The sequence below is a fragment of the Cellulomonas sp. P4_A2 genome (assembly GCF_056402515.1).
In genome coordinates this window covers 146,971-171,108 of record NZ_JBFUHG010000004.1, presented here as the reverse complement: position 1 = coordinate 171,108, position 24,138 = coordinate 146,971, and the positions used below count along the sequence as shown (strand labels likewise).

General features: G+C 72.2%; 29 protein-coding genes. 15 read left to right on the top strand and 14 right to left on the bottom strand.

Annotated elements, in window-relative coordinates:
* Positions 1-41 precede the first annotated feature (41 nt).
* The 6 genes from AC1DUE_RS05620 (at position 42) to AC1DUE_RS05595 (ending at position 3,732) form a co-directional block, all read left to right on the top strand.
* A complete protein-coding gene (locus AC1DUE_RS05620; RefSeq protein ID WP_477038416.1) occupies positions 42-812 on the top strand; it encodes an SDR family NAD(P)-dependent oxidoreductase in 771 nt (256 codons plus the stop codon).
* 30 nt (positions 813-842) lie between these two features.
* A complete protein-coding gene (gene pyrE, locus AC1DUE_RS05615; protein WP_477038415.1) occupies positions 843-1,406 on the top strand; it encodes an orotate phosphoribosyltransferase in 564 nt (187 codons plus the stop codon).
* Between the two features lie 14 nt (positions 1,407-1,420).
* Positions 1,421-2,107 carry a DUF3137 domain-containing protein gene (locus tag AC1DUE_RS05610; protein WP_477038414.1) on the top strand — a complete coding sequence of 229 codons (687 nt, stop codon included), beginning with the start codon at positions 1,421-1,423 and terminating at the stop codon, positions 2,105-2,107.
* A 43-nt stretch (positions 2,108-2,150) separates the two neighbouring features.
* Positions 2,151-2,717, top strand: a complete 567-nt coding sequence (locus AC1DUE_RS05605; RefSeq protein WP_477038413.1) for a LemA family protein — start codon at positions 2,151-2,153, stop codon at positions 2,715-2,717.
* 253 nt (positions 2,718-2,970) lie between these two features.
* On the top strand, positions 2,971-3,366 hold the full coding sequence (locus AC1DUE_RS05600) for a MarR family winged helix-turn-helix transcriptional regulator (protein WP_477038412.1): 396 nt from the start codon (positions 2,971-2,973) through the stop codon (positions 3,364-3,366).
* A gap of 78 nt (positions 3,367-3,444) precedes the next feature.
* Complete coding sequence (locus AC1DUE_RS05595; protein ID WP_477038411.1) at positions 3,445-3,732, top strand: DUF3027 domain-containing protein; 288 nt, start codon at positions 3,445-3,447, stop codon at positions 3,730-3,732.
* A gap of 17 nt (positions 3,733-3,749) precedes the next feature.
* Here AC1DUE_RS05595 and AC1DUE_RS05590 read toward each other — a convergent pair whose 3' ends face one another.
* The 6 genes from AC1DUE_RS05590 to AC1DUE_RS05565 form a co-directional block, all read right to left on the bottom strand.
* Positions 3,750-4,535 carry an ABC transporter ATP-binding protein gene (locus AC1DUE_RS05590; protein ID WP_477038410.1) on the bottom strand — a complete coding sequence of 262 codons (786 nt, stop codon included), beginning with the start codon at positions 4,533-4,535 and terminating at the stop codon, positions 3,750-3,752.
* Positions 4,532-5,566, bottom strand: a complete 1,035-nt coding sequence (locus AC1DUE_RS05585; RefSeq protein ID WP_477038409.1) for a FecCD family ABC transporter permease — start codon at positions 5,564-5,566, stop codon at positions 4,532-4,534. The genes AC1DUE_RS05590 and AC1DUE_RS05585 overlap by 4 nt, the downstream gene beginning before the upstream one ends.
* Positions 5,563-6,603, bottom strand: coding sequence for a FecCD family ABC transporter permease (locus AC1DUE_RS05580; RefSeq protein ID WP_477038408.1), 1,041 nt, complete (start codon positions 6,601-6,603; stop codon positions 5,563-5,565). The genes AC1DUE_RS05585 and AC1DUE_RS05580 overlap by 4 nt, the downstream gene beginning before the upstream one ends.
* Before the next feature lie 4 nt (positions 6,604-6,607).
* A complete protein-coding gene (locus tag AC1DUE_RS05575) occupies positions 6,608-7,648 on the bottom strand; it encodes an ABC transporter substrate-binding protein (RefSeq protein ID WP_477038407.1) in 1,041 nt (346 codons plus the stop codon).
* Positions 7,649-7,715: 67 nt separating this feature from the next.
* Positions 7,716-8,501, bottom strand: a complete 786-nt coding sequence (locus AC1DUE_RS05570) for an HAD-IIA family hydrolase (protein WP_477038406.1) — start codon at positions 8,499-8,501, stop codon at positions 7,716-7,718.
* Positions 8,498-9,259, bottom strand: a complete 762-nt coding sequence (locus AC1DUE_RS05565) for a VTT domain-containing protein (protein ID WP_477038405.1) — start codon at positions 9,257-9,259, stop codon at positions 8,498-8,500. Before AC1DUE_RS05565 ends, AC1DUE_RS05570 begins: the two co-directional genes overlap by 4 nt.
* Positions 9,260-9,337: 78 nt before the next feature.
* On the opposite strand from AC1DUE_RS05565, the gene AC1DUE_RS05560 reads away from it, so the two are divergent.
* Positions 9,338-9,964 (top strand): TrmH family RNA methyltransferase, encoded by a 627-nt coding sequence (locus tag AC1DUE_RS05560; RefSeq protein ID WP_477038404.1) that lies wholly within the window; start codon positions 9,338-9,340, stop codon positions 9,962-9,964.
* 93 nt (positions 9,965-10,057) lie between these two features.
* Positions 10,058-11,092 carry a class II fructose-bisphosphate aldolase gene (fbaA, locus tag AC1DUE_RS05555; protein ID WP_477038403.1) on the top strand — a complete coding sequence of 345 codons (1,035 nt, stop codon included), beginning with the start codon at positions 10,058-10,060 and terminating at the stop codon, positions 11,090-11,092.
* Between the two features lie 49 nt (positions 11,093-11,141).
* Here fbaA and AC1DUE_RS05550 read toward each other — a convergent pair whose 3' ends face one another.
* On the bottom strand, positions 11,142-11,543 hold the full coding sequence (locus AC1DUE_RS05550; RefSeq protein ID WP_477038402.1) for an STAS domain-containing protein: 402 nt from the start codon (positions 11,541-11,543) through the stop codon (positions 11,142-11,144).
* A gap of 170 nt (positions 11,544-11,713) precedes the next feature.
* Here AC1DUE_RS05550 and AC1DUE_RS05545 point away from each other — a divergent pair, with 170 nt between their 5' ends.
* The gene (locus AC1DUE_RS05545) at positions 11,714-13,744 is read left to right on the top strand and encodes a SpoIIE family protein phosphatase (protein WP_477038401.1); all 2,031 of its coding nucleotides are present in this window, start codon (positions 11,714-11,716) and stop codon (positions 13,742-13,744) included.
* Here the strand turns inward: AC1DUE_RS05545 and AC1DUE_RS05540 are convergent.
* Complete coding sequence (locus AC1DUE_RS05540; protein WP_477038400.1) at positions 13,741-14,112, bottom strand: STAS domain-containing protein; 372 nt, start codon at positions 14,110-14,112, stop codon at positions 13,741-13,743. The two genes, AC1DUE_RS05545 and AC1DUE_RS05540, sit on opposite strands and share 4 nt — an antisense overlap.
* A gap of 130 nt (positions 14,113-14,242) precedes the next feature.
* Between AC1DUE_RS05540 and AC1DUE_RS05535 the strand changes: the two genes are divergently transcribed.
* Together AC1DUE_RS05535 and AC1DUE_RS05530 are read left to right on the top strand one after the other, a co-directional pair.
* Entirely contained in the window at positions 14,243-14,671 is a 429-nt protein-coding gene (locus AC1DUE_RS05535; protein ID WP_477038399.1) for a DUF3151 domain-containing protein, read from the top strand.
* Positions 14,672-14,839: 168 nt separating this feature from the next.
* Positions 14,840-16,126, top strand: coding sequence for an adenylosuccinate synthase (locus tag AC1DUE_RS05530; protein ID WP_477038398.1), 1,287 nt, complete (start codon positions 14,840-14,842; stop codon positions 16,124-16,126).
* Between the two features lie 116 nt (positions 16,127-16,242).
* On the opposite strand, the gene AC1DUE_RS05525 is transcribed toward AC1DUE_RS05530, so the two are convergent.
* Complete coding sequence (locus AC1DUE_RS05525; RefSeq protein ID WP_477038397.1) at positions 16,243-16,818, bottom strand: GNAT family N-acetyltransferase; 576 nt, start codon at positions 16,816-16,818, stop codon at positions 16,243-16,245.
* Between the two features lie 10 nt (positions 16,819-16,828).
* Positions 16,829-18,064 (bottom strand): MFS transporter, encoded by a 1,236-nt coding sequence (locus AC1DUE_RS05520; RefSeq protein WP_477038396.1) that lies wholly within the window; start codon positions 18,062-18,064, stop codon positions 16,829-16,831.
* A gap of 66 nt (positions 18,065-18,130) precedes the next feature.
* On the opposite strand from AC1DUE_RS05520, the gene AC1DUE_RS05515 reads away from it, so the two are divergent.
* Together AC1DUE_RS05515 and purD are read left to right on the top strand one after the other, a co-directional pair.
* Entirely contained in the window at positions 18,131-18,763 is a 633-nt protein-coding gene (locus tag AC1DUE_RS05515; RefSeq protein ID WP_477038395.1) for an ArsR family transcriptional regulator, read from the top strand.
* A gap of 11 nt (positions 18,764-18,774) precedes the next feature.
* Complete coding sequence (purD, locus tag AC1DUE_RS05510) at positions 18,775-20,079, top strand: phosphoribosylamine--glycine ligase (RefSeq protein WP_477038394.1); 1,305 nt, start codon at positions 18,775-18,777, stop codon at positions 20,077-20,079.
* Positions 20,080-20,082: 3 nt separating this feature from the next.
* Here purD and AC1DUE_RS05505 read toward each other — a convergent pair whose 3' ends face one another.
* Together AC1DUE_RS05505 and AC1DUE_RS05500 are read right to left on the bottom strand one after the other, a co-directional pair.
* Complete coding sequence (locus AC1DUE_RS05505) at positions 20,083-20,610, bottom strand: hypothetical protein (protein ID WP_477038393.1); 528 nt, start codon at positions 20,608-20,610, stop codon at positions 20,083-20,085.
* A gap of 31 nt (positions 20,611-20,641) precedes the next feature.
* Complete coding sequence (locus AC1DUE_RS05500; protein WP_477038392.1) at positions 20,642-21,160, bottom strand: P-loop nucleotide/nucleoside kinase family protein; 519 nt, start codon at positions 21,158-21,160, stop codon at positions 20,642-20,644.
* 18 nt (positions 21,161-21,178) lie between these two features.
* Here AC1DUE_RS05500 and AC1DUE_RS05495 point away from each other — a divergent pair, with 18 nt between their 5' ends.
* Entirely contained in the window at positions 21,179-21,580 is a 402-nt protein-coding gene (locus AC1DUE_RS05495) for a hypothetical protein (protein WP_477038391.1), read from the top strand.
* 2 nt (positions 21,581-21,582) lie between these two features.
* Here AC1DUE_RS05495 and AC1DUE_RS05490 read toward each other — a convergent pair whose 3' ends face one another.
* Positions 21,583-22,317 carry a hypothetical protein gene (locus AC1DUE_RS05490; RefSeq protein ID WP_477038390.1) on the bottom strand — a complete coding sequence of 245 codons (735 nt, stop codon included), beginning with the start codon at positions 22,315-22,317 and terminating at the stop codon, positions 21,583-21,585.
* 51 nt (positions 22,318-22,368) lie between these two features.
* Here AC1DUE_RS05490 and AC1DUE_RS05485 point away from each other — a divergent pair, with 51 nt between their 5' ends.
* Entirely contained in the window at positions 22,369-23,304 is a 936-nt protein-coding gene (locus tag AC1DUE_RS05485) for a phosphoribosylaminoimidazolesuccinocarboxamide synthase (protein WP_477038389.1), read from the top strand.
* On the opposite strand, the gene AC1DUE_RS05480 is transcribed toward AC1DUE_RS05485, so the two are convergent.
* Positions 23,301-24,125, bottom strand: coding sequence for a DNA/RNA non-specific endonuclease (locus AC1DUE_RS05480; protein WP_477038388.1), 825 nt, complete (start codon positions 24,123-24,125; stop codon positions 23,301-23,303). The two genes, AC1DUE_RS05485 and AC1DUE_RS05480, sit on opposite strands and share 4 nt — an antisense overlap.
* Positions 24,126-24,138: the final 13 nt, after the last annotated feature.

The following is a 24,138-nucleotide window of genomic DNA, read 5'->3' as shown; positions in this document are numbered from 1 at the left end:
ACAGAACGCGGGTCTCCGGACCGCTCCGTAGGGTGGTGCCCATGGGAACCGCACTGATCACCGGCGCGTCCGCGGGGCTCGGCCTCGAGTTCGCCTGGCAACTGGCCACCGCCAAGCACGACGTCGTCCTGGTGGCCCGCGACGAGGAACGTCTGCAGCGCCTGGCCGGACAGCTGGAGGCGGCCGCGGGCATCCGCGCCGAGGTGCTCGTCGCCGACCTCTCGGTCCGGGAGGACGTCGAGCGCGTCGCCGAGCGGCTGCGTTCCGACGAGAAGCCCGTCGGCCTGCTGGTGAACAACGCGGGCCTCGGGCTGAACCAGCGGTTCGTCGGCGGTGACCTCGCGCGTGAGGAGGCGGCGCTCGCGGTCATGGTCTCCGCGGTGCTCGTCCTGTCGCACGCCGCCGCCGGGGCGATGGTGGCGCGCGGGCGCGGGGCGATCCTCAACATCGCCTCCGTCGCCGCCCTGCTCGCGTCCGGCACCTACTCCGCGCACAAGGCCTGGGTGCGCTCGTTCACCGAGGGGCTGGCCGTCGAGCTGGACGGCACCGGCGTCACCGCGACCGCCCTGTGCCCCGGGTTCGTGCACACCGAGTTCCACGCGCGCGGCGCCATCGACGTGTCCGCGTACCCGGAGATCGCGTGGCTGAACGCCGAGGACGTGGTCGCCAAGGGGCTTTCCGACGTCCGCCGCGGGGTCGTGATCTCCACGCCGAGCGTCCGGTACCGTATGGCGTCGGCGGCAGCCCGGATGAGCCCCCGGTTCGCGATCCGCCGGTTCGGCCGCTACCGCAAGGCCATCGAGGGCGCCTGAGCGGGCCGCTCCACCGGTAGCCTGACCGCCGTGACCTCCACGCCCCGCGAGCAGCTGCTCGAACTGATCAAGGACCTCGCCGTCGTGCACGGGAAGGTCACGCTCTCGTCGGGCCGCGAGGCCGTCTACTACGTGGACCTGCGCCGCGTGACGCTGCACCACGCGGCCGCGCCGCTGATCGGGCACCTGATGCTCGACCTGCTCGAGGAGGTCGGCCTCGGCACCGCCGAGATCGACGCCGTCGGCGGGCTCACGCTCGGTGCCGACCCCGTCGCGACCTCGCTGCTGCACGCGGCCGCGTCGCGCGGGCAGGACCTCGACGCGTTCGTCGTGCGCAAGGAGGCCAAGGCGCACGGCATGCAGCGGCAGATCGAGGGCCCCGACATCGCGGGCCGGCGCGTGGTCGTCCTCGAGGACACCTCGACCACGGGCGGGTCGCCGATCCAGGCCGTCGAAGCCGCGCGGGCGGTCGGCGCGGACGTGCGTGGCGTCGCGGTGATCGTCGACCGGGCCACCGGGGCGCAGGCCAAGATCGAGGCGCTCGGCGTGCCGTACCACTACCTGTTCAGCCTGTCCGACCTCGGCCTGGCCTGAGGAAGGACGCACGCATGGGCGTCGAGGTGCTGTTCGTCCTCTTCGCCGTCGGCCTGATCGGGTTCGTCGCCGTCGGCTGGTGGGCGTCGGTCAAGCGACGCGAACGGCTGCAGAGATGGGCCCAGGTCAACGGCTGGACGTTCGCGTCGAGCGACCGTTCCCTCGTCGACTTCTCCCGCGCCCAGCCGTTCGGCGTCGGCCACTCCAAGAAGGCCACCGAGGTGCTGGCGGGCCGGTACGACGGTCACTCGGCGCTGTCGTTCACCTACCGGTGGACCACCGGCAGCGGCAAGGAGGCCTCGACGCACACGGCGCACGTCGTCGGCGTGGTGCTCCCGGCCTTCCTGCCGACCGTCGAGGTCACGCCCGACGGGCTCGGCGCCAAGCTGGCCAAGATGGTCGGCGCCCAGGACATCCAGTTCGAGTCCGAGGACTTCAACAAGGCGTTCCGCGTGGCCTCGTCGGACCCCCAGGTGGCCCACGCGATCGTGCACCCGCGCTTGATGGAACGGATGCTGCGCGCCGATGCCCGCGGGTCCTGCTGGCGCATCGAGGGGACCTGGATCCTGACCTGGGCCACGGGCTCGACCGACCTCGACCGGCTCGCGTCCCGGCTTGCCCTGCTCAGCGCGGTCGTGCGTTCCGTCCCGCGGCACGTGTGGCTCGACCACGGATTCGACCCTCTGACCTCGACCGTCTGACCGATACGCTTCCCTGACCGACCTCATCCACGGAGGAAAACACGTGTCTGGTCTCATCGTCCTGATCATCATCGTCGTGATCGTCGTCATCCTGCTGCTCTGGGCCGTCGGCATGTACAACGGCCTGGTCCGGCTGCGGAACCTGGTGCAGGAGGCGTGGCGCCAGATCGACGTCGAGCTGAACCGTCGCCACGACCTGATCCCCAACCTCGTTGAGTCCGTGAAGGGCTATGCGGCCCACGAGCGTGGGGTCTTCGACGAGGTCGCGCGCGCACGCGCCGCCGCCGCTGCTCCCGGGTCCGGCCCGGCCGAGCAGGCGCAGCAGGAGAACCAGCTGACCCAGGCGCTCGGTCGCCTGTTCGCGGTCGCCGAGGCCTACCCGGTCCTGCGCGCGAGCGAGAACTTCCAGCAGCTGCAGGCCGAGCTGACCAACACCGAGGACCGCATCGCCGCAGGCCGCCGGTTCTACAACGCCAACGTGCGCTCGCTGAACACCAAGGTCGAGTCGTTCCCGTCGAACATCGTCGCCAACATGTTCCACTTCGAGCGCGCCGAGTACTTCGAGGTCGAGGACCCGCAGGTCCGCCAGGCGCCGACCGTCAGCTTCTGAGGCTGCCGAACGGCAGCTTCGCGGCGCGGCCGGGTTTCGACGAGGTCGCACCGCTGTTCGCTGCGTGAGCCGCGGTCGTGCAGCCGACGGCGCCCACTGTTCGCGACGGCGCCAGCAGCACGGGGCGCCGTCGGCGCGAGCGGGCGCCGTCGGCGCGAGCTGACGGTCGCGTACGGACCAGGTTCCGCAGGGAGCAGGCCATCGTGCTCCGGGAACCCTGCTGCGTCGCGGGCGTCAGTGCTAGAACGTGGTCATGGCAAAGCCCCAGGCTCCGATCGGGTTGCTGCTGCGGACGCTCGACGGCCTCATCGACCAGCGGTTCGAGCAGGTGCTCGGCGAACGGGACGTGTCCCGTCGGCAGTGGCAGCTGCTGCGGACCCTCACCGACGGTCCGGCGTCGGCGGACGTCCTGAGCGAGCGGGTGGCGGTCTTTCTCGGCGACGACACCGTGCAGGAGCACCTCGATCCGCTCGTCGCGCGTGGCTACGTCGAGGGGGCCTACGCCCTGACCGAGGCCGGCCGCTCGTTCGTCGACGAGCTCGCGCTCGCGGTCGGCGCGATCAGGGAGCTGACCGTGCGCGGGCTCGCGGAGGGCGAGTACGACCGGACGGTCGCCACGCTCCAGGCAATGATCGACAACCTGCGCTAGCACGCGGCCGTGCGAGTGAATCCCGTGGGCCGGGAGGCCGGCGCCCCGTAGGGTCCGCGTCGGCAAGAGGGGGCACAGATGGCCGACGATCCACTCGACAGAGTCGCCCGCGCCGAGGTCGACGCCGCCCACGCGCACTGGGTGAGCACCCTGCCGCTCCACCGCAACACCTCCGACCCTGGATACCTCGAGCGCTGGTACGCCGAGCAGTGCGGCGGATGCCGGTACTGGTTCCCGCTCGACGGCTCGCTCGGCGACGACTGGGGTGCGTGCTCGGGCCCGTACTCGCCGCTCGACGGAAGGGTGACGTTCGAGCACGACGGGTGCGTGGCCTTCGAGCGCGGTGCGGGCAAGCCGTTCGCATGAGCGCCTAGACGGGTCCGCTAGCTGCGCCGCAGCAGCGGGATCACCAGCGGGGTGTGCGACTCCGGGTCCTCGATGACCCGGCACGGGACGTCGAAGACGTCCTCGACGATCGCGGGCGTGATCACGTCGGACGGGGCGCCCGAGGCGACGACCCGGCCGTCCTTCATCGCGATGATGTGCGTCGCGTAGCGGGCGGCCTGGTTGAGGTCGTGCAGGACGGCGACCAGAGTGCGGCCATCAGCCTCGTTGATGCGCCGGAACAGCTCCAGCACGTCGATCTGGTGCGCGATGTCGAGGAAGGTCGTCGGCTCGTCGAGAAGGAGCGTGCCGGTCTCCTGGGCGAGGGCCATGGCGACCCAGACGCGCTGCCGCTGACCGCCGGAGAGCTCATCGACCAGCCGTCCCGAGAGGTCGAGGATGTCTGTCGCGGTCATGGCCCGCAGGACCGCGGCCTCGTCCTCGGGGGACCAGCGGTCGAACACGCGCTGGTGCGGGAAGCGGCCGCGCGCGACGAGGTCGGCGACGCGGATGCCGTCGGGCGCCAGCGACGTCTGAGGGAGCAGCCCCAGCTCGCGGGCCAGCTCTTTGGGGTTGCGCTCGGCGATGTCGCGGCCGTCCAGGAGCACCGAGCCGTCGCGGGGCTTGAGGAGGCGGGCCATCGCGCGCAGCAGGGTCGACTTGCCGCAGGCGTTGGGGCCGATGATCGCGGTGAACGACCCCGCGGGCACGTGGGCGGTCAGGTCGGAGCTGATGACGCGCTTGTCGTACGCGAGCGTCAGGCCGTGGGCCTCGAGGGTGGTCATGAGCGTCGGTACTCCCGGATCAGAAGCCAGATGAGGTAGAGGCCGCCGAGCGTGACGGTGACCAGGCCGGTGGCGACGCCGACCCGTTGCGCGATGAAGTCGGCGGTCGTCAGCAGGACGGCGCCCATGAGTGCCGAGACCACGAGCGACGGCCCTGGCGTGCGGGCCAGGCGGTGGGCGATCTGGGGCGCGACGAGCGCGATGAACGCGATGGGGCCGGCCGCCGCGGTGACCAGGGCGGCGAACGCGACGCCGAGGATCACGGCCGTCAGGCGCACGCGCTCGGCCCGGATCCCGTGGGCGCGGGCGGCGTCGTCGCCGAGCTCGAGCTGGCCCAGCGGACGGCTCACCAGGGCGAGCAGCGGCAGCAGGACGACCAGCACGATCGCGAACGGGACGAGCTGGGACCAGCCGAGCGCGGACAGCGAACCGGCGCCCCAGGCGGACACGAGCATGGCGGCCTCGGTGCTCACGCGCGTCATCAGGTAGTAGTTGAACGAGCTGAGCATGGCCGCGACGGCGATGCCGACGATGATCAGCCGGAAGCCCTGCGCGCCTCGTCGGTACGCCAGCAGGTAGACGGCGGCCGCGGTGACCAGCCCGCCGACGATCGAGCCGAGCGCGATGGTGGCGTACGACGTGCTGCCGACGACGAGCATCACGCAGAGCGCGCCCGTGTACGAGCCGGCGTCGAGCCCGATGACGTCCGGGCTGCCGAGGGGGTTGCGGGTCAGCGACTGGAAGACCGCCCCCGCCAGGGCGAGCGCGATGCCGCAGCCGATCGCGAACAGCAGCCGAGGCAACCGCCACTCGACGACGAGCGTGTGCGCGCGCCGGCTGCCCCCGCCGGTCAGCGCGCTCACCACCTCGCCGATGCTCAGGTGGTAGGTGCCGACCGCGAGGCTGGCGACGCCGAGGACCAGGACGACCGCGACGAGGACGGCGGAGACGACGAGCGCGCGGCGGTCGATGCGGGCGGACCGCCGCCCTCGGCGCAGGACGACGACCGGGCGTCCGAGGTCGAGGCTCACAGCCCGCTCGCCGTCCGTCGCCGGGCCAGCACGATGAGCACCGGGGCGCCGATGAACGCCGTCACCAGCCCGACCCGCAGCTCGCCGCTGGGCAGGATCACGCGGCCGACGATGTCCGAGACGAGCAGCAGGATGGACGCGCCGACCATCGAGTACGGGATGATCCAGCGCTGGTCGGGGCCGGTGAACCAGCGGACCGCGTGGGGGACCATCAGCCCGACGAACGCGATGGGCCCGGCGAGCGCGGTCGCCCCGCCGGCCAGGAGCGTCACGGCGACGATCGTCAGGATCCGAGTCGGCCCGATGCTCGCACCGAGCGAGCGACCCAGCTCGTCGCCGAGCGCGAGCGCGTTGAGCTGGCGGGCCAGGACCAGGGCGAGGACCAGGCCGACGACGATGAACGGGGCGATCGTGCCAAGCAGAGCGAGCGACCTGCCGCCGATGCTGCCGATGCTCCAGGCGAGGGTGTTGGCGAACAGCTGCTGGTCGCGCAGCTGGAGGATCTGGCTGATGCCCCCGGCCACGGCGGCGAGCGCGACACCGGCGAGCGTGAGCTTCTCGGGGGTCGCCTGGCCGCGGCCCGAGGCGCCGATGACGTAGACGAGCATCGTCGCCACGGCGGCCCCGGCGAACGCGAACCACACGTAGCCCGCGGCCGAGGTCAGGCCGAAGAACGCGATCGCGACCGTGATGGCGAGCCCCGCGCCCGCGTTCACGCCGAGGATCCCGGGGTCGGCCAGCGGGTTGCGCGTGTACGCCTGGATGAGCGCGCCGCACACGCCCAGGGCGGCACCCGCGACGAGCCCGACGGCCGTGCGCGGGATCCGCAGCTCCCAGATGATCAGGTGGTTCTCGGACCCGTCGTTGCCGACGAGGGCCGACAGGACGTCGGGCACCGAGATCGCCTTGGCGCCGATCATGATGCTCAGCACGCAGACGACCGCGAGCACGACCACCGCCAGCACCAGCCCGAGGGTGCGCGCAACAGCGCCATGCGAGATGCCGGCGCTGCTGCGGGTGTCGGTGGTCGTGCTCAACGGGTCAGGACGACGTCTTCAGGTGCGACGCGATCTCCGGGACGATCTTGTCCAGCTGCCACGGGATGCTCAGGACGGTCGGCGCGGACGAGGCCCACGCGAGCGCCTGGTCGTCCATGAAGTAGTACGAGCCGTCCTTGATCGGGCCCCACGACGCGACGAGCGGGTTCTCGACGGTCCGTGCCTCGTCGCCCGGCTGGTCGATCCACGCGAGGTGGAACTGGGACTCGACGGTGCTGAGCTCCTCGAGGCTGACCGAGCCGTAGAACTGGTCGGGCGAGGCCTTGCCCAGGTCCGCGACCTGCGGCGACGGGACGAACCCGAGCTGCTCGATCACCTGCACGCGCGGGTCCTGCGGGAAGTAGAAGTCGAACGCGGTCGCGCCGTCGGCGAGGTACCAGCCGTAGGTGAACGTGACGCCCTGGAACTCGGGGTGCAGGTCGGCCTGGGCCTTGATCGCGGCGTCGGTCGAGTCGATGAGCGTCTGCGCCTGCGACTCCTGGCCCATCGCCTTGCCGACCGTGAGGGTCAGCTCCTTCCAGTCCGACGTCCACGGCGCGTCGGCGTACGCGACGGTCGGCGCGATGTCGGACAAGCGCTTGTACTCGTTCTCGGTGATGCCCGAGTGCGGCGCCAGGATCAGGTCGGGCTCGAGGCCCAGGACCTGGTCGAAGTCGACCTCGTCGGCGTCGGTGTACGTCACGATCTCCGGCAGCTCGCCGCCCAGCTCGTCCACCGTGTCGACGAACCACGGCAGGTACTTGTCGACGGTGCCCCACGTGAAGTCGGTGGTCCCGACGGGCACGGTGCCCAGCGCGGCGACGACGTCCTGCGCGGCCCAGCCGATCGTGACGATGCGCTCGGGCTTCGCCTCGATCGTCGCCTCGCCGAGGGCATCCGTCAGAGTGACGGGGAACGCGCCGGTGTCAGCGTCGGCGGTGCCGGTGCTCTCGTCCGACGGTGTCGAGTCGGAGCTGCACCCGGCGAGCGCCAAGGTGAGCGCCGCCGCAGCGACGACGAGCAGACGGGCGGGCTTGAGCGACATAGGGCGTCCTAACCTTGGGCGGGATACGACCGAAGGTTAGGACAGGTTTACCTAATCGACCAAACGTTCAGATCCGGGCGACGAGGTCCGCGACCGAGTCGACGACCTCGCTGGGCCGGAACGGGAAGCGCTCGATGTCGACGGCCCCGGTCGAGCCCGAGAGCACGAGGAACGTACGCAGGCCCGCCTCGATCCCGGCGACCACGTCGGTGTCCATCCGGTCGCCGACCATGACCGTGGTCTCGGAGTGGGCGTCGATCCGGTTGAGCGCGCTGCGAATCATCATCGGGTTCGGCTTGCCGACGAAGTACGGCTGCCGCCCGGTCGCTGCGGAGATCATCGCCGCGACCGCACCCGTGGCCGGCAGGTCGCCCTCACGGCTCGGGCCCGTCACGTCGGGGTTCGTCGCGATGAACCGCGCACCGCCCTGGATCAGCCGGACGGCCTGCGTGATGGCCTCGAACGAGTAGGTGCGCGTCTCGCCCAGCACCACGAAGTCGGGCTGCGTCCCGGTGAGGGTGTAGCCGGCCTCGTACAGCGCGGTGGTCAGCCCGGCCTCGCCGATCACGTAGGCCGAGCCGCCGGGCATCTGGTCGGTGAGGAACTGGGCGGTCGCCAGCGCCGAGGTCCAGATGGCGTCCTCGGGCAGGTCGATCCCCGAGCTCGCCAGGCGCGCCCGCAGGTCGCGCGGCGTGAAGATGGAGTTGTTGGTGAGCACCAGGAACGGGCGGCCGCCGTCGCGCAGGGCGCGCACGAACTCGGCGGCACCCGGGATCGCGGTCCCCTCGTGCACGAGCACGCCGTCCATGTCCGAGAGCCAGGAGCGGATCTCGCGCGGACCGTGGTGCGTCATGCGCCAAAGGCCTTCTTCTCGACGGCGTCGCGCTCCGCCTGCTCGTCGTACCGCTCGTCGCGCTCCTCGGCGACGCCCAGCCCCTTCTTGGCCCGACGACGCTTGCGCCACACCTCGACGATGATCGGCAGCACCGAGAAGAAGACCACGAGGACGAGCAGCGCCTCGATGTTGTCCTTGATGAAGCCGATGTTGCCCAGCAGGTAGCCGAGGAACGTCACGCCACCGGCCCAGAGCACCACGCCGATGAGGTTCCAGAGGGCGAACTGGCGGTACTTCATCTTGCCGACGCCGGCCGCGACCGACGCGTACGTGCGCACGAACGGGATGAACTGCGCCACGATCAGCGTGCGGCCGCCGTACCTGTCGAAGTAGGCGTAGGTCTGGTCGATGTACTTCTGCTTGAAGAACCGGGAGTCCTCCTTGGCGAACACCTTCGGTCCGGCGGTCCGCCCGATGAGGTACCCCGTCTGCGTCCCCGCGTAGGCCGCGACGATCAGCAGGCCCATCAGCGCCCAGATGCTGATCTTCACGTCGAGCTGGTCCTGCGCCACCAGCGCACCCGCGGTGAACAGCAGGGAGTCGCCGGGCAGGATCGGGAACAGCAGGCCGACCTCGACGAAGATCACGGCCATGATGCCGAGCAGCACCCACTTGCCGAACGAGTCGATGAGGTGCTGGGCGTCGAGGTAGTCGGTGATGGACGCGTGCACCGGGCCCAGGGCAGGCAGGGCGGTGGCGAGGGCGTCAGTCAGCATGTGCCCAGCGTACGGGGCGGCTCGTGCGTGCCCCGTGGGTGGCCTGTGCGGACCGTGTGCGCCGTCTACGGTGGCGGCGTGGACCAGGAGCGCGTGGAGGTCGGGGTCGGGCCGTGGCCGGGGGAGTGGCCGTCGGACGACCGGTTCGACCCGGTGCTGCTGGCCGAGGGGGACCGGCGCAACGTCGTCGACCGCTACCGGTACTGGTCGCTGGAGGCGATCGTCGCCGACCTCGACACCCGCCGGCACCCGTTCCACGTGGCCATCGAGAACTGGGCGCACGACCTCAACATCGGCTCGGTCGTCCGCACCGCCAACGCGTTCCTGGCGGCCGAGGTGCACATCGTCGGCAACCGCCGCTGGAACCGTCGCGGGGCCATGGTCACCGACCGCTACCAGCACGTGCGGCACCATCCGACGGTCGACGACCTTCTGGCCTGGGCCTCGTCGTCGGGGATCCCGGTGCTCGGCATCGACAACCTGCCCGGATCCGTCCCGCTGGAGGGCTACGCGCTGCCGCGGGAGTGCGTGCTGCTGTTCGGGCAGGAGTCGGTGGGGCTCTCCGACGAGGCCCGCGCGGCCGCCGTCGACGTCCTGCACATCGCCCAGTTCGGCTCGACGCGCTCCATCAACGCAGGCGCCGCGGCGGCGATCGCCATGCACGAATGGATCGCCCAGCACGCGGGACCGCCGCCGGTCGTGTGACGAACAGCGGTGTCCACGGGACGTTCGGCCCCGGCGTCGTCGGAGGGAATCGTGCCAGAATCGCTGCGATAACCCCCCTCTAGCTCGCAGGAGATGCTGCAGATGGCCATCGCCACCCCCGAGGTCTACGCCGAGATGATCGACCGGGCGAAGGCGGGCAAGTTCGCCTACCCGGCCGTGAACATCACGTCGTCCCAGTCCGTCACCGCTGCGCTGCAGGGCTTCGCGGAGGCCGGTTCCGACGGGATCATCCAGGTGTCCGTCGGCGGCGCCGAGTACGCGGCCGGCTCGACGGTCAAGGACCGCGTCTCGGGCTCGCTGGCCCTCGCGGCCTACGCGACCGAGGTGGCCAAGGGCTACCCGATCACCGTGGCGCTGCACACGGACCACTGCGCCAAGCAGAACCTGGACTCCTGGGTCCGCCCGCTGCTGGCCCTCGAGATCGAGCAGGTCAAGGCCGGCAAGCTCCCCACGTTCCAGTCGCACATGTGGGACGGCTCGTCGGTCCCGCTGGACGAGAACCTGGTCATCGCCGAGGAGCTCCTCGAGCTCTCGGTCGCGGCCCGTACGATCCTCGAGATCGAGGTCGGCGTCGTCGGTGGCGAGGAGGACGGCCACACGGCCGAGATCAACGACAAGCTGTACACGACCGTCGAGGACGGCCTGGCCACGGTCAGGGCGCTCGGCTCGGGCGAGAAGGGCCGCTACCTGACGGCCCTGACGTTCGGCAACGTGCACGGCGTCTACAAGCCCGGTGCGGTCAAGCTGCGCCCGTCGATCCTCGCCGAGATCCAGAAGGCCGTCGGCGACGCGATCGGCGTCGAGAACCCGTTCGACCTGGTGTTCCACGGCGGCTCCGGCTCCACCGAGGCCGAGATCTCCGAGGCCGTCGACAACGGCGTCATCAAGATGAACATCGACACGGACACGCAGTACGCGTTCAGCCGTCCCGTGGCGGACCACTTCTTCCGCAACTACGACGGCGTGCTCAAGGTCGACGGCGAGGTGGGCAACAAGAAGGCCTACGACCCGCGCGCCTGGGGCAAGCTGGCCGAGGCCGGCATGGCCGCCCGCATCGCCGAGGCGAGCCGCCAGCTCCGCTCGGCCGGGCAGTCGCTCAGCGCCTGATCCCCGCGTCTGACGTGCGAAGGGCCCCTCGTCCGCGAGGGGCCCTTCGTCATTCCCCGACGGGCTGGAAGTCGGCCTCGTCGTCGGACTCGACCACGTCGAGCAGCTCGCCGATCCGCGTGACGTCGAGCAGGAACCGCACGTGCGGGGGCACCCGGATCATGCGGACCCGGTGCTGGGAGCGGATGGACAGGCGCGCGAGGAACGCCACGCCCGACGAGTCCATGAACGTGACGTGGTGGGCGTCGACCTCGATCGGCAGGCCGATCTGCTCGGCCTCGGCCGTCGCCTCCTGCAGCTCGGCGCCGAGGTCGGCGTCGACCTCGCCCGAGAGCACGATGCGGGTGGACTCGGAACCCACGATGACGTGCACCGCTCCCGGCTCGCCGACGATCCCGGGCGTCTGGGCCTCGGCGGGCCCATCGGGGATCGTGCTGTTACCGTCGCGCACGGCGCTCCTTCGGTGTCGGGCGGCGGACAGAACGCCGCATTCTCGACGACTGGCCTGTCCGGAACGCTAGACGATCGGAGGTGGTGGTGGTCAATCCCCCTGAGCCACCGATACCCGATCGGGCCCTCGCCGACCTGCGGGATCGGGCTCTGAGTGCTACTTCGGTGCCGATGGCCCTGCTGGATGCGACCCCGCCGGGGATGCCGGTCGTCTGGGTCAACGACGCGTTCGAGAAGGTCACCGGGTACGGCGTCGCGGAGGCCCGGCGGCGGCAGGACGCGGTCGTCGAGGACTCGGCCCTCGGGCCGCCGGACCTCAGCGAGATCCAGGACGCCATCGCGGCGGGACGTGCGGTCTCGCAGACGCTCACGCTGCGCCGCGCCGACGGGTCGCGACTGACGTGCCGGGCGGTGCTCTCGCCGGTGCGCGCGGCCGACGGCACGCTCACGCACTGGGTCGTCGCGCTCCAGGACCTCACCGAGCAGCTGACGCACGACGCGGAGCAGGCCGCCCTCGTCGAGTCCGAGCGCCGGGAGCGGCGGAGCCTGGGCCTCATCGCGCAGGTGTCCGACCTGCTCATGGACGTCGACGACCCGCACGCGCTGCGCGAGATCGCCTCGATCCTGCGCCGCTCGGTGGTCGGCTGGGCGCAGTTCTACCTCGACGACGGCGGGCTGCGGCCGACGGACGGGATCGTGTCCGGGCAGGTGCTGACGGGTCGCACGCCCCGCCACCGCAACGTCCTGCGGCCGCGCGAGCACGATGCGGTCCAGCTCCTGCTCGACGGGCAGAACGACCGGCCGTTCGACCTGGCCGTCGACGGCTCCTCCACGGTCGGCACCGCGTCGGCCTGGCTCGCGCGGCACGTCGTCGAGCAGCTCGACGCGCTCGCGGCCGACGCCGCGCACTCGCGCCCGGACGGGGACGTCGTCGTGTTTCCCGTGCCCGGCCGGCGCCGCGTGCTCGGGGTGCTCGTCGTGGTCGTCGTCGGTGGCCTGCGCGGGCTCGAGCCCCAGGCGCGCACGGTCCTGGAGCTGACCGCGCGGCGCGTGGGACTCGTCGTCGACAACGCACGCCTCTACGACCGCGAGCACCGGTTGGCCGAGACGCTGCAGCGCGCGATGCTCCCCGAGCAGGCCGAGGTCGACGGGCTGGACGTGTGGACGTACTACGCGCCGAACTCGGAGAACGCCCAGGTCGGCGGCGACTGGTACGACGTGCTCCAGGTGTCGTCGGACGTGGTCGGCGTCGTGATCGGGGACGTCGTCGGCCACGACGTCGAGGCCGCCGCCGCGATGGGCCAGCTGCGCTCGGTCGTCCGCTCGTACATGTTCGACATCACCACCCCGGGGCCGGTGCTGGAGCGGGTCGACCAGCTCGTGGCGGGCATGCGCGTCCCGCGCCCGGCGGGGCTGGTCCTGTCGACGCTCACTAGGACGGGTGACCTCTGGGAGGTCCAGTACTCGCGCGCGGGCCATCTGCCGGCCCTGCTCGTGCGCGACGGTGTGGTGACCGCCCTGGACGGCTCGGCCGGCTCGCTCATCGGCTTCGGCGGCAAGCCGCGCACCACCGACTCCGCCCAGCTGCGGCCCGGCGACGTGCTGCTCTACTACACCGACGGCCTCATCGAGCGCCGTGATCGTGGGCTTCGCGACGGGCTCGCGGCGCTCTCGTCGGTGGCCGCCGGGATCACCGCGCTCGACGCCGCCGGGGTGGGCGAGGAGCTCCTGTCGCGGCTGGCCGACCACCCCGAGGACGACGTCGCGGTCGTGGTCGTGCGCGTGCCGTCGGCGAAGGACAGCTCGTCGCAGGCCCGCAGCCCGCGGCGTCGGCGCTGGTCGCTGCCCAGCGAGCCGGCATCGATCGGTCGCGCCCGGCACGCGGTCGTACGCACCTGCCAGGCGTGGGGGATCCCCGAGTCCGCCAATGCCGAGCTGGTCGTCTCGGAGCTCGTCGCCAATGCTGTCCTGCACGGCTACGGCCACGTCTCGCTGCAGCTCTACGACACGGGCGACGGCCTGCGCATCGAGGTCGAGGACGCCAACCCGACGCCGCCCGTGACCACCGACGGTCACCCGGGGCGCGTGGGCGGGTTCGGGATGCAGATCGTGGAGCGGCTGGCCGACTGGGGCTGGCGGCAGTCGCGCGGCGGCAAGCTCGTCTGGGCGAAGGTGCGGCCGGCGTCGCTGCCGGAGGCCTAGGAGGGGGCCGCGGCGCCGTCCGGGCGGCGGAAGCCCGAGTCGGACGACCCCTTCTCGCAGTTGTGCTCCGTGTCGATCCGGAAGAGGTCGAGCGCGCCGCAGATCTCGATGACGAACAGGTCGCGCTGGTCGGCGCCGCGCAGGACGGTCGCACCGCCGCGCTTGCGGTTGGCGTCGGCGAGCGAGATGAGGAACGCCGCACCCGTCGAGTCCATGAAGCTGACCTCGCACATGTCGACGACGAGCAGCTGGTGGCGCAGACCGACCACGCGCGCGGCGATCTCCGGGAAGTGGTCGCGTTCGGCCAGGTCCAGGTCCCCGGCGACGGTGAGTGTCGTCGTCGTCGAGGAGGTCGAGATCTCGATCATCGGGTCCGCCCGTCGTCGGGAGGGTGGTTCAGGCGGTGCTCGCCCCTGCTTGCCGAACATCGGTCCAGGTCGGCGGGTCGACTGTAATCGCGCTCCCACGTGCGTGCACCCGGAATGGGAGACTGGCGGCATGAGCCACGAGAACCTGCTGGACGGACCCGCGCCCACCCTCCTGCCCGTCGACGGCGCCGACGCGGACGCGCGCGCCGCGCTGACCTCGGGCTCCTCCCCGCGCGAGGCCGTTCCCGCGGCGCCGGCGTCGTCGCTGGTGTGGGCGCTGCTGGCCGAGCACGCGCTCGCCGACGAGGGGGACCCGGTGGCTGCGTACGCCTACGCTCGGACGGGCTACCACCGCGGTCTGGACGCCCTGCGACGTGCCGGCTGGCGCGGGCGCGGCCCGGTTCCCGTCGACCATCTGCCCAACCAGGGCTTCCTGCGCGCCCTGCTCGCGCTCGCCGAGGCCGCCGAGGCCATCGAGGAGTCCGAGGAGTCCGAGCGCTGCCTGCAGTTCCTCGTGGACTGCGGCACCTCCGACGACGAGGTCGCAGCCCTGCGCTGAGGTCAGCGGGCGGACCGGGCATGACCAGTTCTTGACGGTCCGGTACCCTCTCGGAGGTACTGGGTCCCTGCCGCCCGGTGCCCGGGCCCCGTGCAAGCGCCGCGTCCAAGCATGTGACGTGGTCTCCGCCGTGCCGCCCGCAGCACAGGCAGGTGGGAGTTGATTCAGATGCCGGCCGTCGTGGTGCTCGGAGCCCAGTGGGGCGACGAGGGCAAGGGCAAGGCGACCGACCAGCTCGGTGCGCGCACCGACATCGTGGTGAAGTTCAACGGCGGCAACAACGCCGGGCACACCGTGGTGATCAACGGCGAGAAGTACGCGCTGCACCTGCTGCCGTCGGGGATCCTGTCGCCCGGAGTCGTCCCCGTCATCGGCAACGGCGTGGTCGTCGACATCGACGTGCTGTTCCAGGAGATCGACGCCCTGGAGGCGCGCGGTCACGACACGTCGCAGCTCGTCGTCTCGTCGGCCGCGCACGTCATAGCGCCGTACAACCGCACGCTCGACAAGGTCACGGAGCGGTTCCTGGGCAAGCGTCGCATCGGCACGACCGGCCGCGGGATCGGTCCGGCGTACTCGGACAAGATCAACCGCGTCGGCATCCGCATCCAGGACCTGTTCGACGAGAAGATCCTGGCGGAGAAGATCGAGGGCGCCCTCGACCAGAAGAACCACCTGCTGGTGAAGGTCTACAACCGCCGCGCGATCACCGTCGAGGAGACGCTCGAGGACCTGCTGCGCCACGCCGACCGCCTCAAGCCGCTGGTCGGCGACACCCCGCTGCTGCTCAACACGGCCCTGGACGAGGGCAAGACACTCGTGTTCGAGGCCGGCCAGGCCACGATGCTCGACGTCGACCACGGCACCTACCCGTTCGTCACCTCGTCGTCGGCCACCGCCGGCGGTGCGTGCACGGGCTCGGGCGTGGGGCCGACGAGGATCGACCGGGTCGTCGCCGTCGCCAAGGCGTACACGACGCGTGTGGGCGAGGGCCCGTTCCCCACCGAGCTGCTCGACGACGACGGCGAGTGGCTGCGGCAGACCGGCGGCGAGTTCGGCACGACGACCGGCCGCCCGCGCCGGTGCGGCTGGTACGACGCCGTCGTGGTCCGCTACGCGAGCCGCATCAACGGCCTCACGGACCTCGTCGTGACCAAGCTCGACGTGCTCACCGGCCGCGACAAGATCCCCGTCGCCGTCGCGTACGACGTGAACGGCCGGCGTTTCGACGAGATGCCCGACGACCAGTCGGACTTCCACCACGCCACGCCGATCTACGAGTACCTGGACGGCTGGTCCGAGGACATCAGCGGCGCCCGCGAGTTCGACGACCTGCCGGTCAACGCGCAGCGCTACCTGGAGCGGCTCGAGGAGATCTCAGGTGCCCGGATCTCGTCGATCGGCGTCGGCCCGGGCCGCGAGGCGACGATCATCCGGCACGAGCTCCTCAGCTAGGGCGCACGTCGGCGTGCTCGCCGACGGCGCCCCGTAGTGCCGACGGCGCCACCTGCACGTGGCGCGGTCGCGAGGACCGGGCGCCCTCGACGGTCGCGCCCCGGTGCCCCGGGGCGTCAGACGGTGTCCGTAGCCAGGCGCGCGTGCCGGTGCACGTCGTGCCAGCCGTCGGTCTGCAGGAAGCCGTCTCGGTGTGTCCCCTCCAGGGCGAAGCCCGCCTTCGTCGCGACCGCGCATGATGCGGTGTTCCGGGTCGAGTGGTCGACGACTACCCGGTGCACGCCGAGTACGTCGAACGACCAGCAGGCCAGGGTGCGCAGTGCCGAGGTCGCGGTGCCGCGCCCGCGTCCGGCGGGGACCACCCAGTAGGAGACCTCGGCGATGCCGTCCGCATGGTCGAGGCTCCGCAGGCTGATCTGCCCGACGGCCTGTCCGGCGACCTCGAGCGCCCAGCCCGCTCCGGTCTCGCCGGCCCACCGACCCGGCCACTGCGCGATCCACGCGGAGGCCTCGTCGGGCGTCGTCGAGCGCGTGTGCCAGTGCTGGATGTCCGGGTCCGCGAAGGCCGACATCACCAGGTCGTGGTCGCTCGCGCGCCACGGCCGCAGCCGAAGCTCGCCGGCCTCGAGGACGGGCTGGGTCAGTGAGCTCAGCAGCCCGTGCGGTACGGCGTCGGTGGTCGTCCGGGGCACGGCTGCCAGCCTAGACAGGGACGACGACGGGCAGCTCGCGTTCGGCGACCAGGTGCTGGCGGACGACGGCGAGCGGGTATGCGACCGCGAGCAGGCACAGGACGGTCGCGCCGACGAAGACCGCAGGCAGCCCCCAGTGCTCCGCGACGAGCCCGCCCAGCAGCGCGCCGACGGGCATGAGCCCGTACCCGATCGTGCGTCCCGCGCCGGTGACCCGGCCGAGCATTCCCGGCGCGACCATCCGCTGCCGCATCGCCTGGGAGAGCACGTTGCCGATCGTGTTGGTGAACCCCAGGGCGAGGAACGCCGCCGCGACAGCGGGTGCGGTCGGCACGAGCACCGGCACGATGAGCAGCGCCGCGTTGACCGTCCAGCAGCCGAGCAGCAGCCGGACCTCGCCGACGTGCCGTCCGATCGGCTCGGTGAGCACGGACCCCACGACCGCGCCGACCGCCAGGAACGCGATGACCAGCGGGTACTGCGACGGCGTCAGCCCGACGCGCGAGCCCGGCCCGACCATCCAGAGCACGAAGACCGCGAAGTACCCGGCGTTCGCCAGGTTCATCACGGACCCGCAGACCAGCAGCGGCCGCAGCACCGGGTGCCCCACCAGGAAGCGCACGCCCTCGCGGACCTCGACCATGGCAGGGCGGCGCTCGACGGCCGCATGGCGATAGGCGCCGGGGACGCGGGTGGCCAGGAGCGCCAGAGCGCCGACCGCGAGCCCCGCGGGGAGCGCGAACACCCAGCCCGCCCCGAGCGCGAGGACGGCGCCGGCGACCGGGGCGCCGACGAACGCGGCGGCGACCTGCTGCGCCGCCAGGGTGCGCCCGTTGGCGGCCTCCAGCCGCGAGCGTGGGACGAGGTCCGGGACGAGCGCGGTCGCGGCGAGGTCGACGAACACGTCGGTGACGCCGTACGCGAGCACCAGCGCGACGAGCGCCGGGATCGACATGTGCCCGGCGACCACCAGCCAGGCGGCGGCCGCGAACAGGACCGCGCGGGCGCCGAGGGCGGCGATCTCGGTCCGTCGGCGGTCCGTGCGGTCCACCAGGACGCCCGCGACGAGCCCGAGCAGCAGCCACGGCAGCCAGGCTGCGGCGGTCAGGAGCGCGATCTGCCCGGGGGAGCGCGTGAGCGTCAGCGCGTAGAGCGGGACGCCGACCTGGACGATCCCGTCACCGAGGTTGGCCAGGCCGGTGGCGGTCAGGTGAGCCGTGAACCGGCGACCCAGAGGCTCGGACATGACGTGCTCCCGCTACGATTGAAGAGAAAGTTCTGCAAAGACAACTCTGCAAAGGTATCTCTGCAAATGACGGAGAGCAAGGACGAGCTCACGCCGCTCCTGCGCGAGCACGAGATCGGTCCCGAGGCACTCAAGGCGTTCGCGCACCCATTGCGGATGGCGATGTACAACTACCTGTCCGAGCAGGGCGCGGCGACGGCCAGCCAGCTCGCCCGGCACCTCGGCGAGAGCAGCGGGCAGACGAGCTACCACCTGCGTCAGCTCGAGCGCCACGGGTTCGTCGAGGACGACCCGTCCCACCCACGCGGACGGGACCGCTGGTGGCGCGCCGTCGGGTTCAGCGTCGAGGGGCGCGACATGCTCGCCGACCCCCGCACGGCCGAGGCCGCCCGGGCGCTGCTGCAGGGGGTCGTCGCCGAGCGGGCCCAGGTGCTCAGCCGGTGGATGGCCGCACCCGAGCCGGACCCGCGGTGGCGCGCGGCGTCGATGAACGACCGCTCGACCGCCGACCTGACCGCCGACGAGCTCCACGACGTCGTGCTGGCGATGCAGACGGTGATGCAGGAGCACCTGGACCGGGCCAAGGCGCGGCGCGAGGCCGGCGACACCGACGGTCGACGACGGACGCGCATCTACCTGGACGCGCTGCCGCTCCCACCTGACGATCAGACGCCCGGCGCCGACCCCGCGGCTGGGTAGGCTCACGGACCGTGAAGATCCTCGTCGTCGGCACCGGTGCCCGTGAGCACGCCCTCGCGCGCGCGCTCTCCCTCGACCCTGCGGTGACCGAGCTGCACGCCGCCCCCGGCAACCCCGGCATCGGCCTCATCGCGCAGCTGCACCCGGTCGACCAGCTCGACGGCGCGGCGGTCGCTTCGCTGGCCACGACCCTGGGCGCCGACCTCGTCGTCGTCGGGCCCGAGGCGCCGCTCGTCGCCGGGGTGGCCGACGCGGTGCGTGCCGCCGGGATCGCGGTCTTCGGCCCGTCGGCCGCCGCAGCGCAGCTCGAAGGCTCCAAGGCGTTCGCCAAGGAGGTCATGGCCGCCGCGGGCGTCCCGACCGCCGAGCCGCGCGTCGCGACGACGATCGACGAGGCGGCGGCGGGCCTGGACGCGTTCGGCGCGCCCTACGTGGTCAAGGACGACGGCCTCGCGGCGGGCAAGGGCGTCGTCGTCACCCAGGACCGCGCCGAGGCGCTCGCGCACGCCGCCGAGTGCCTGGCCAAGCCCGGCAGCCGGGTGGTGATCGAGGACTACCTCGACGGCCCCGAGGTGTCGCTGTTCGTCCTGTCGGACGGCGTCGACGTGGTGCCGCTGGTGCCGGCGCAGGACTTCAAGCGCGTGTACGACGGCGACGAGGGCCCCAACACCGGCGGCATGGGCGCCTACTCGCCGCTGCCCTGGGCGCCGCTGGACCTCGTCGACAACGTCGTGGAGCAGGTGGCCAGACCGACCGTCGCCGAGATGGCGCGCCGCGGCACGCCGTTCGCGGGCGTCCTGTACGTCGGCCTCGCCATGACCAGCACGGGCATGAAGGTCGTCGAGTTCAACGCGCGCTTCGGCGACCCCGAGACGCAGGTCGTGCTGGCCCGCCTGGCCACCCCGCTGGCGGGCGTCCTGTACGCGGCGGCCACCGGTGCGCTCGGCGCGCTGCCGCCGCTCGAGTGGCGCGACGCCGCTGCGGTGACCGTCGTGATCGCGTCCGGCGGCTACCCGGGGGCGGTCCGGTCCGGCGACCCGATCACGGGGATCGAGGACGCCGAGGCGCTGCCGGGCGTGCACGTCCTGCACGCGGGCACCGCCCTGCAGCAGAACAGCGCCTCCGACGACGACGACGCGATCGACGGTGCGCACCTCGTCTCCGCCGGCGGTCGTGTGCTGTCCGTCGTCGGGGTCGGGTCGAGCCTCGCCCTCGCGCGGGCCGCCGCCTACGCCGGCGTCGAGCAGATCGAGCTGCCGCACTCGCACCACCGCAACGACATCGCGGCCTCCGCGGCAGACGGCCCGCTGGTCTAGCGGCTAGCGCTTGGCCTTCGTCGTCGGCTCGAGGACGTTCCCGACCCAGCAGTAGATGCGGGCCTTGTCGGCCCGGGCCGCGCGGGCGAGTGCCGCGAGCTCGCCGAGCTTCGCGACGAGGTCGCCGACCGGGGTGCCCTCGAGCTCCTCGGTGTGCGACCACGGCTCGGCGACGGCGGCCAGCGTGGCGTCGTCGCAGGCTGCGAGCGCCTTGACGAACGCGTCCGTCGTCGCGATCACGAGGTGGCCGGTCGGCCCCTCGGCGACCACGTCACCCCAGTCGAGGTCGTCGACGACGTCGTCGTACTTCCTGCCGGTCAGCAGAGACGTCAGCGTCCCGGCGACGACGTAGGGATCGATCATCGGGGCGTGGACCACCGAGAACGTCGGCGCCGACTCGCGGTCCTTCTTGCTGACCTTCTTCTTGCCCTTGCGCTTCGCCGGCGGCGAGGCCGGTCCGTCGCTGCGGTGGGCGACCTCGGCGGCTGCCTTCACGGATGCGGCGCCGAAGTACTGGTAGTCCACGCTCATGGTCGCAGGATGGCCCCTTCGGCCTGCCCTGTCATGTTCCGGCGCCGATGACGTCGTGCGCGTCGCGGGCCACGGTCTCGGGATCGCGTCCGGCGGTGTCGATCTCGGCCGCCGTCGGCCAGGGCGCCAGCGTCGTCGTCGAGACGTCCGCCCAGGTCGGCTGGACGTGCCCGGGGATGTCGGCGACGCGGTCCTCGACCCGGCGCCGGTGCTCGCCGCGGTCGGAGCAGACGAGCCGGATCTCGACGAGCCGGGCGCCCGTCGCCGACGCGACCGCGTGCCAGCCGGCCTGGCTGTCCGCCACCGGGTTGACGCAGTCGGCGACGACCGGCAGCCCGAGCGCGAGGTTGTCACGCGCCACGCCGGCGGCCGCCGTGTAGCCCGCCTCGGCGGCCTCGGTCACGGGCAGCGACGACCGGACGACGGCCTGCTCGATCGTGTCGATCCGCAGGTGGACGGCGCCCAGGTCGCGGGCGAGCAGCCGGGCGAGCGTCGTCTTGCCGGTCCCCGGCAACCCGCCGAGGACCAGGAGGAGGGGTGCGGCGGTCATGTGCGGCAGTATCGCCTCATGGGCGGCTACGTGTACGGGGACGGGTCCTGGGGCGGCGACGCGGCGGTCACGCCGAGCCTGCGTATCGAGGTGCAGGACGGCGACATCGCGACCGTCGAGTACGCGCCGGCGCCGCCCGGGCTGGGCCGGTTCTACCTGGGCTTCCAGCCGCGGGACTTCTTCGACGACCCGGCCGAGTCCGAGCCGGTCGACCTCGCCGCGGAGGCCGAGGCGTTCGCCGAGTGGGCGCTGCTGGTGGGCGCCGTGGACGTCGAGGCCAAGCACGTGCGGCGGCTGCTCGCCGAGGCGCACGTCGAGGAGCCCGAGGACACGTTCGTCGAGGAGACCGTCGAGCGGCTGGTCCGGCTGATCGGGCTGCCGATCCCGGAGGGTCTCGAGGGCGGCGCCGACCTGCTCTGAGGTCAGGCCGCCGCGGCCAGGACCTTCGCGGCCGCGGTGGTGGTCAGCTGGGCGAACAGGGCGGGGTCGATCGTCTCCTCGCCTCCCGCGACGAGGGCGATGACGACGTTCCCGACGACGACGATCGTCTCGTCGGCCGTGAATGCGACCTTCTCGGTGCTGCCCGGCGTGGAGCTCTCCGACGAGATCCGGACGCTGATCGCCTGGTCGCCGACGTCGGGAGACTCGAGCAGCGTCAGGGTGAAGGTCGAGACCGACCCGTCGGCGGACGTCACCGTGAACTGCGGGCACTCGGCCACCCACGCGCGTGCGGCGGCGACCATGCGGGCGCCCGCGTCGGGCTCCGGCCACGTCGTGACGTCCTCGGCGACGTACCCGTACCCGGTGGTGAAGAAGCCGACGCGCAAGAAGGCGGTCTGCGGAGCCTTCGGACCGCCTGCGGTCCCCAGGTCGACGCAGGGCGCGGGGTCCACGGCGGTGGCGTCCGGCGAGTAGAACCCGAGGCTCGTCGTGGGCAGGTCCTGCGGGGTGCCCGTCTCGGGCTGCCAGTCGGCGGGCACGTCCGCCGGCGCCAGGACCGCCGCCGCGATCTGCTCGGCAGTGAGCGTGACGCCGCTGTTGGTGACGGCCACCGGGACCGGTGTCATGCCGGGCATCGGCGGCCCGTCCGCGGCGGGCGGGCCCGCGCACGCGGCGAGCAGCACCAGCACGCCGACCAGGCCGGCGGCGGTACGCAAGAGCCGCGTAGAGCGCATGCTCTAGCAACGGCATCCCGCGCGGCCGTGGTGATGGACCGTTCGGGTGAGGGGTCCCGGTACGCCACACTTGTCCCCGTGACTTCTGAGCTGCCCGGCTGGACCCACACGTACTCCGGCAAGGTCCGCGACCTGTACGTCCCGACCGTCGCGTCGGACGAGCTCGGCGACGTCGTGCTCGTCGTCGCCAGCGACCGCGTCTCGGCCTACGACCACGTGCTCAGCCCGGGGATCCCGGGCAAGGGGATCGTGCTCACCACGCTGAGCCTGTGGTGGTTCGACCAGCTGGCCGACCTCGTGCCCAACCACGTCGTCTCGACCGACGTCCCCGCCGAGGTGGCCGGGCGGGCCATGATCTGCCGACGCCTCGAGATGTTCCCCGTGGAGTGCGTCGTCCGCGGTTACCTCACCGGGTCGGGCCTCGCCGAGTACGAGGTGTCCGGGTCGGTCACCGGGATCGACCTGCCGCCCGGGCTCGTGGACGGGTCGCGACTGCCGACGCCGATCTTCACGCCGGCCACCAAGGCGGAGCTCGGCGAGCACGACGAGAACGTGCCGTTCGAGGCGGTCGTCGGGAGGGTCGGCGCCGAGAACGCGGCCGCCCTGCGGGACCTGACGCTGGCCGTGTACGAGCGCGCCGAGCAGATCGCCCGCGCCCACGGCGTGATCCTCGCGGACACCAAGCTCGAGTTCGGCACCGACCCCGTGACCGGTGCGATCACCCTCGGCGACGAGGTCCTCACGCCCGACTCCTCGCGGTTCTGGCCCGCCGACGCCTGGGAGCCCGGCCACGCGCAGCCGTCGTTCGACAAGCAGTTCGTCCGCGACTGGCTGACGTCGCCGGCCTCGGGCTGGGACCGCCGCTCGGACACGCCGCCGCCCGCGCTGCCGCAGGACGTCGTGCTCCGTACGCGCGACCGGTACCTCGAGGCCTACGAGCGGCTGACGGGGTCGGCGCTGCTCCTCTAGCCCCGGCTGCTCCGGTCGAGCTCGTCGGTCGGGTCCAGGACGATGTCGTCCGGCCGGGCGAGCTCGATCCAGCGCAGGCCCTCGGCGACCGCGGCGACGGGGGCGAGGACGTCGGCCTCGACGAGCGGACCCAGGTCGAGGCCCGTGAGCGTCTCGACGTCCGCGACCGGCACCTGGTACGTCAGGAACGGCCCGAGCGGGGGCGCGGCGTCGAGCTTCGTGATCATCGTCGACTGGTCCAGGACGAACGCCGCGGCGCGCAGGTCCGCGCCGCCCGCGGCCCAGGCGGCCACCTTCCAGAACCGGCGCGGGATGCCGACGCCGCGGTAGACCGGGTCGTCGTCGGCCAGGACCGGTCCCGTGAACACCGACAGGCGCAGCCGGTACGTGCTCGCATAGGTCAGCACGTGGTCCTCCAGGCCGACCCACAGGCGCTCGCCCTGGTTGAACGCCGAGGCCTGCGGCGCCGCGTTCGGATAGGCGAAGGTCTGGTTGTTCGCCGCGGCGGCCGCAGGGCCCCACACGGGGTCGCGACGACGGACGAGGTGCCCGCGGTCCAGGTCGTTGTTCGCGTAGAGCTCCGGTCCGGCCTGCTCGCTCGGCGGGACGCGCGGGTCCAGGTGCCAGTCGTCGCCGCGGGGCAGGTCCTGCAGGGCGGATCCGTCGATGTTCACCGCCGTCGCGGCCGCCAGCCTGCGGACGGGGTCCAGCAGCACGGTGAAGTGGATCGACGGCAGCTCGCGCACGGTCCGACCGACAACCGGCAGGGGCACCGCCGGGCCGAGGAACGCCGGGTCGTATCCCGGCTCTACGGTGCTCACACGTCGACCGTAT

Coding starts and splice junctions, on each gene's coding strand:
- AC1DUE_RS05515 (WP_477038395.1), top strand. CDS start 18,131: ATGACGGAGAGCAAGGACGAGCTCACGCCGCTCCTGCGCGAGCACGAG.
- AC1DUE_RS05500 (WP_477038392.1), bottom strand. CDS start 21,160: ATGACCGCCGCACCCCTCCTCCTGGTCCTCGGCGGGTTGCCGGGGACC.
- AC1DUE_RS05535 (WP_477038399.1), top strand. CDS start 14,243: ATGAGCCACGAGAACCTGCTGGACGGACCCGCGCCCACCCTCCTGCCC.
- AC1DUE_RS05595 (WP_477038411.1), top strand. CDS start 3,445: ATGGCCGACGATCCACTCGACAGAGTCGCCCGCGCCGAGGTCGACGCC.
- AC1DUE_RS05540 (WP_477038400.1), bottom strand. CDS start 14,112: ATGATCGAGATCTCGACCTCCTCGACGACGACGACACTCACCGTCGCC.
- AC1DUE_RS05575 (WP_477038407.1), bottom strand. CDS start 7,648: ATGTCGCTCAAGCCCGCCCGTCTGCTCGTCGTCGCTGCGGCGGCGCTC.
- AC1DUE_RS05600 (WP_477038412.1), top strand. CDS start 2,971: ATGGCAAAGCCCCAGGCTCCGATCGGGTTGCTGCTGCGGACGCTCGAC.
- AC1DUE_RS05620 (WP_477038416.1), top strand. CDS start 42: ATGGGAACCGCACTGATCACCGGCGCGTCCGCGGGGCTCGGCCTCGAG.
- AC1DUE_RS05530 (WP_477038398.1), top strand. CDS start 14,840: ATGCCGGCCGTCGTGGTGCTCGGAGCCCAGTGGGGCGACGAGGGCAAG.
- AC1DUE_RS05570 (WP_477038406.1), bottom strand. CDS start 8,501: ATGACGCACCACGGTCCGCGCGAGATCCGCTCCTGGCTCTCGGACATG.
- AC1DUE_RS05590 (WP_477038410.1), bottom strand. CDS start 4,535: ATGACCACCCTCGAGGCCCACGGCCTGACGCTCGCGTACGACAAGCGC.
- AC1DUE_RS05520 (WP_477038396.1), bottom strand. CDS start 18,064: ATGTCCGAGCCTCTGGGTCGCCGGTTCACGGCTCACCTGACCGCCACC.
- AC1DUE_RS05545 (WP_477038401.1), top strand. CDS start 11,714: ATGGCCCTGCTGGATGCGACCCCGCCGGGGATGCCGGTCGTCTGGGTC.
- AC1DUE_RS05565 (WP_477038405.1), bottom strand. CDS start 9,259: ATGCTGACTGACGCCCTCGCCACCGCCCTGCCTGCCCTGGGCCCGGTG.
- AC1DUE_RS05505 (WP_477038393.1), bottom strand. CDS start 20,610: ATGAGCGTGGACTACCAGTACTTCGGCGCCGCATCCGTGAAGGCAGCC.
- AC1DUE_RS05495 (WP_477038391.1), top strand. CDS start 21,179: ATGGGCGGCTACGTGTACGGGGACGGGTCCTGGGGCGGCGACGCGGCG.
- AC1DUE_RS05485 (WP_477038389.1), top strand. CDS start 22,369: ATGGACCGTTCGGGTGAGGGGTCCCGGTACGCCACACTTGTCCCCGTG.
- AC1DUE_RS05610 (WP_477038414.1), top strand. CDS start 1,421: ATGGGCGTCGAGGTGCTGTTCGTCCTCTTCGCCGTCGGCCTGATCGGG.
- fbaA (WP_477038403.1), top strand. CDS start 10,058: ATGCTGCAGATGGCCATCGCCACCCCCGAGGTCTACGCCGAGATGATC.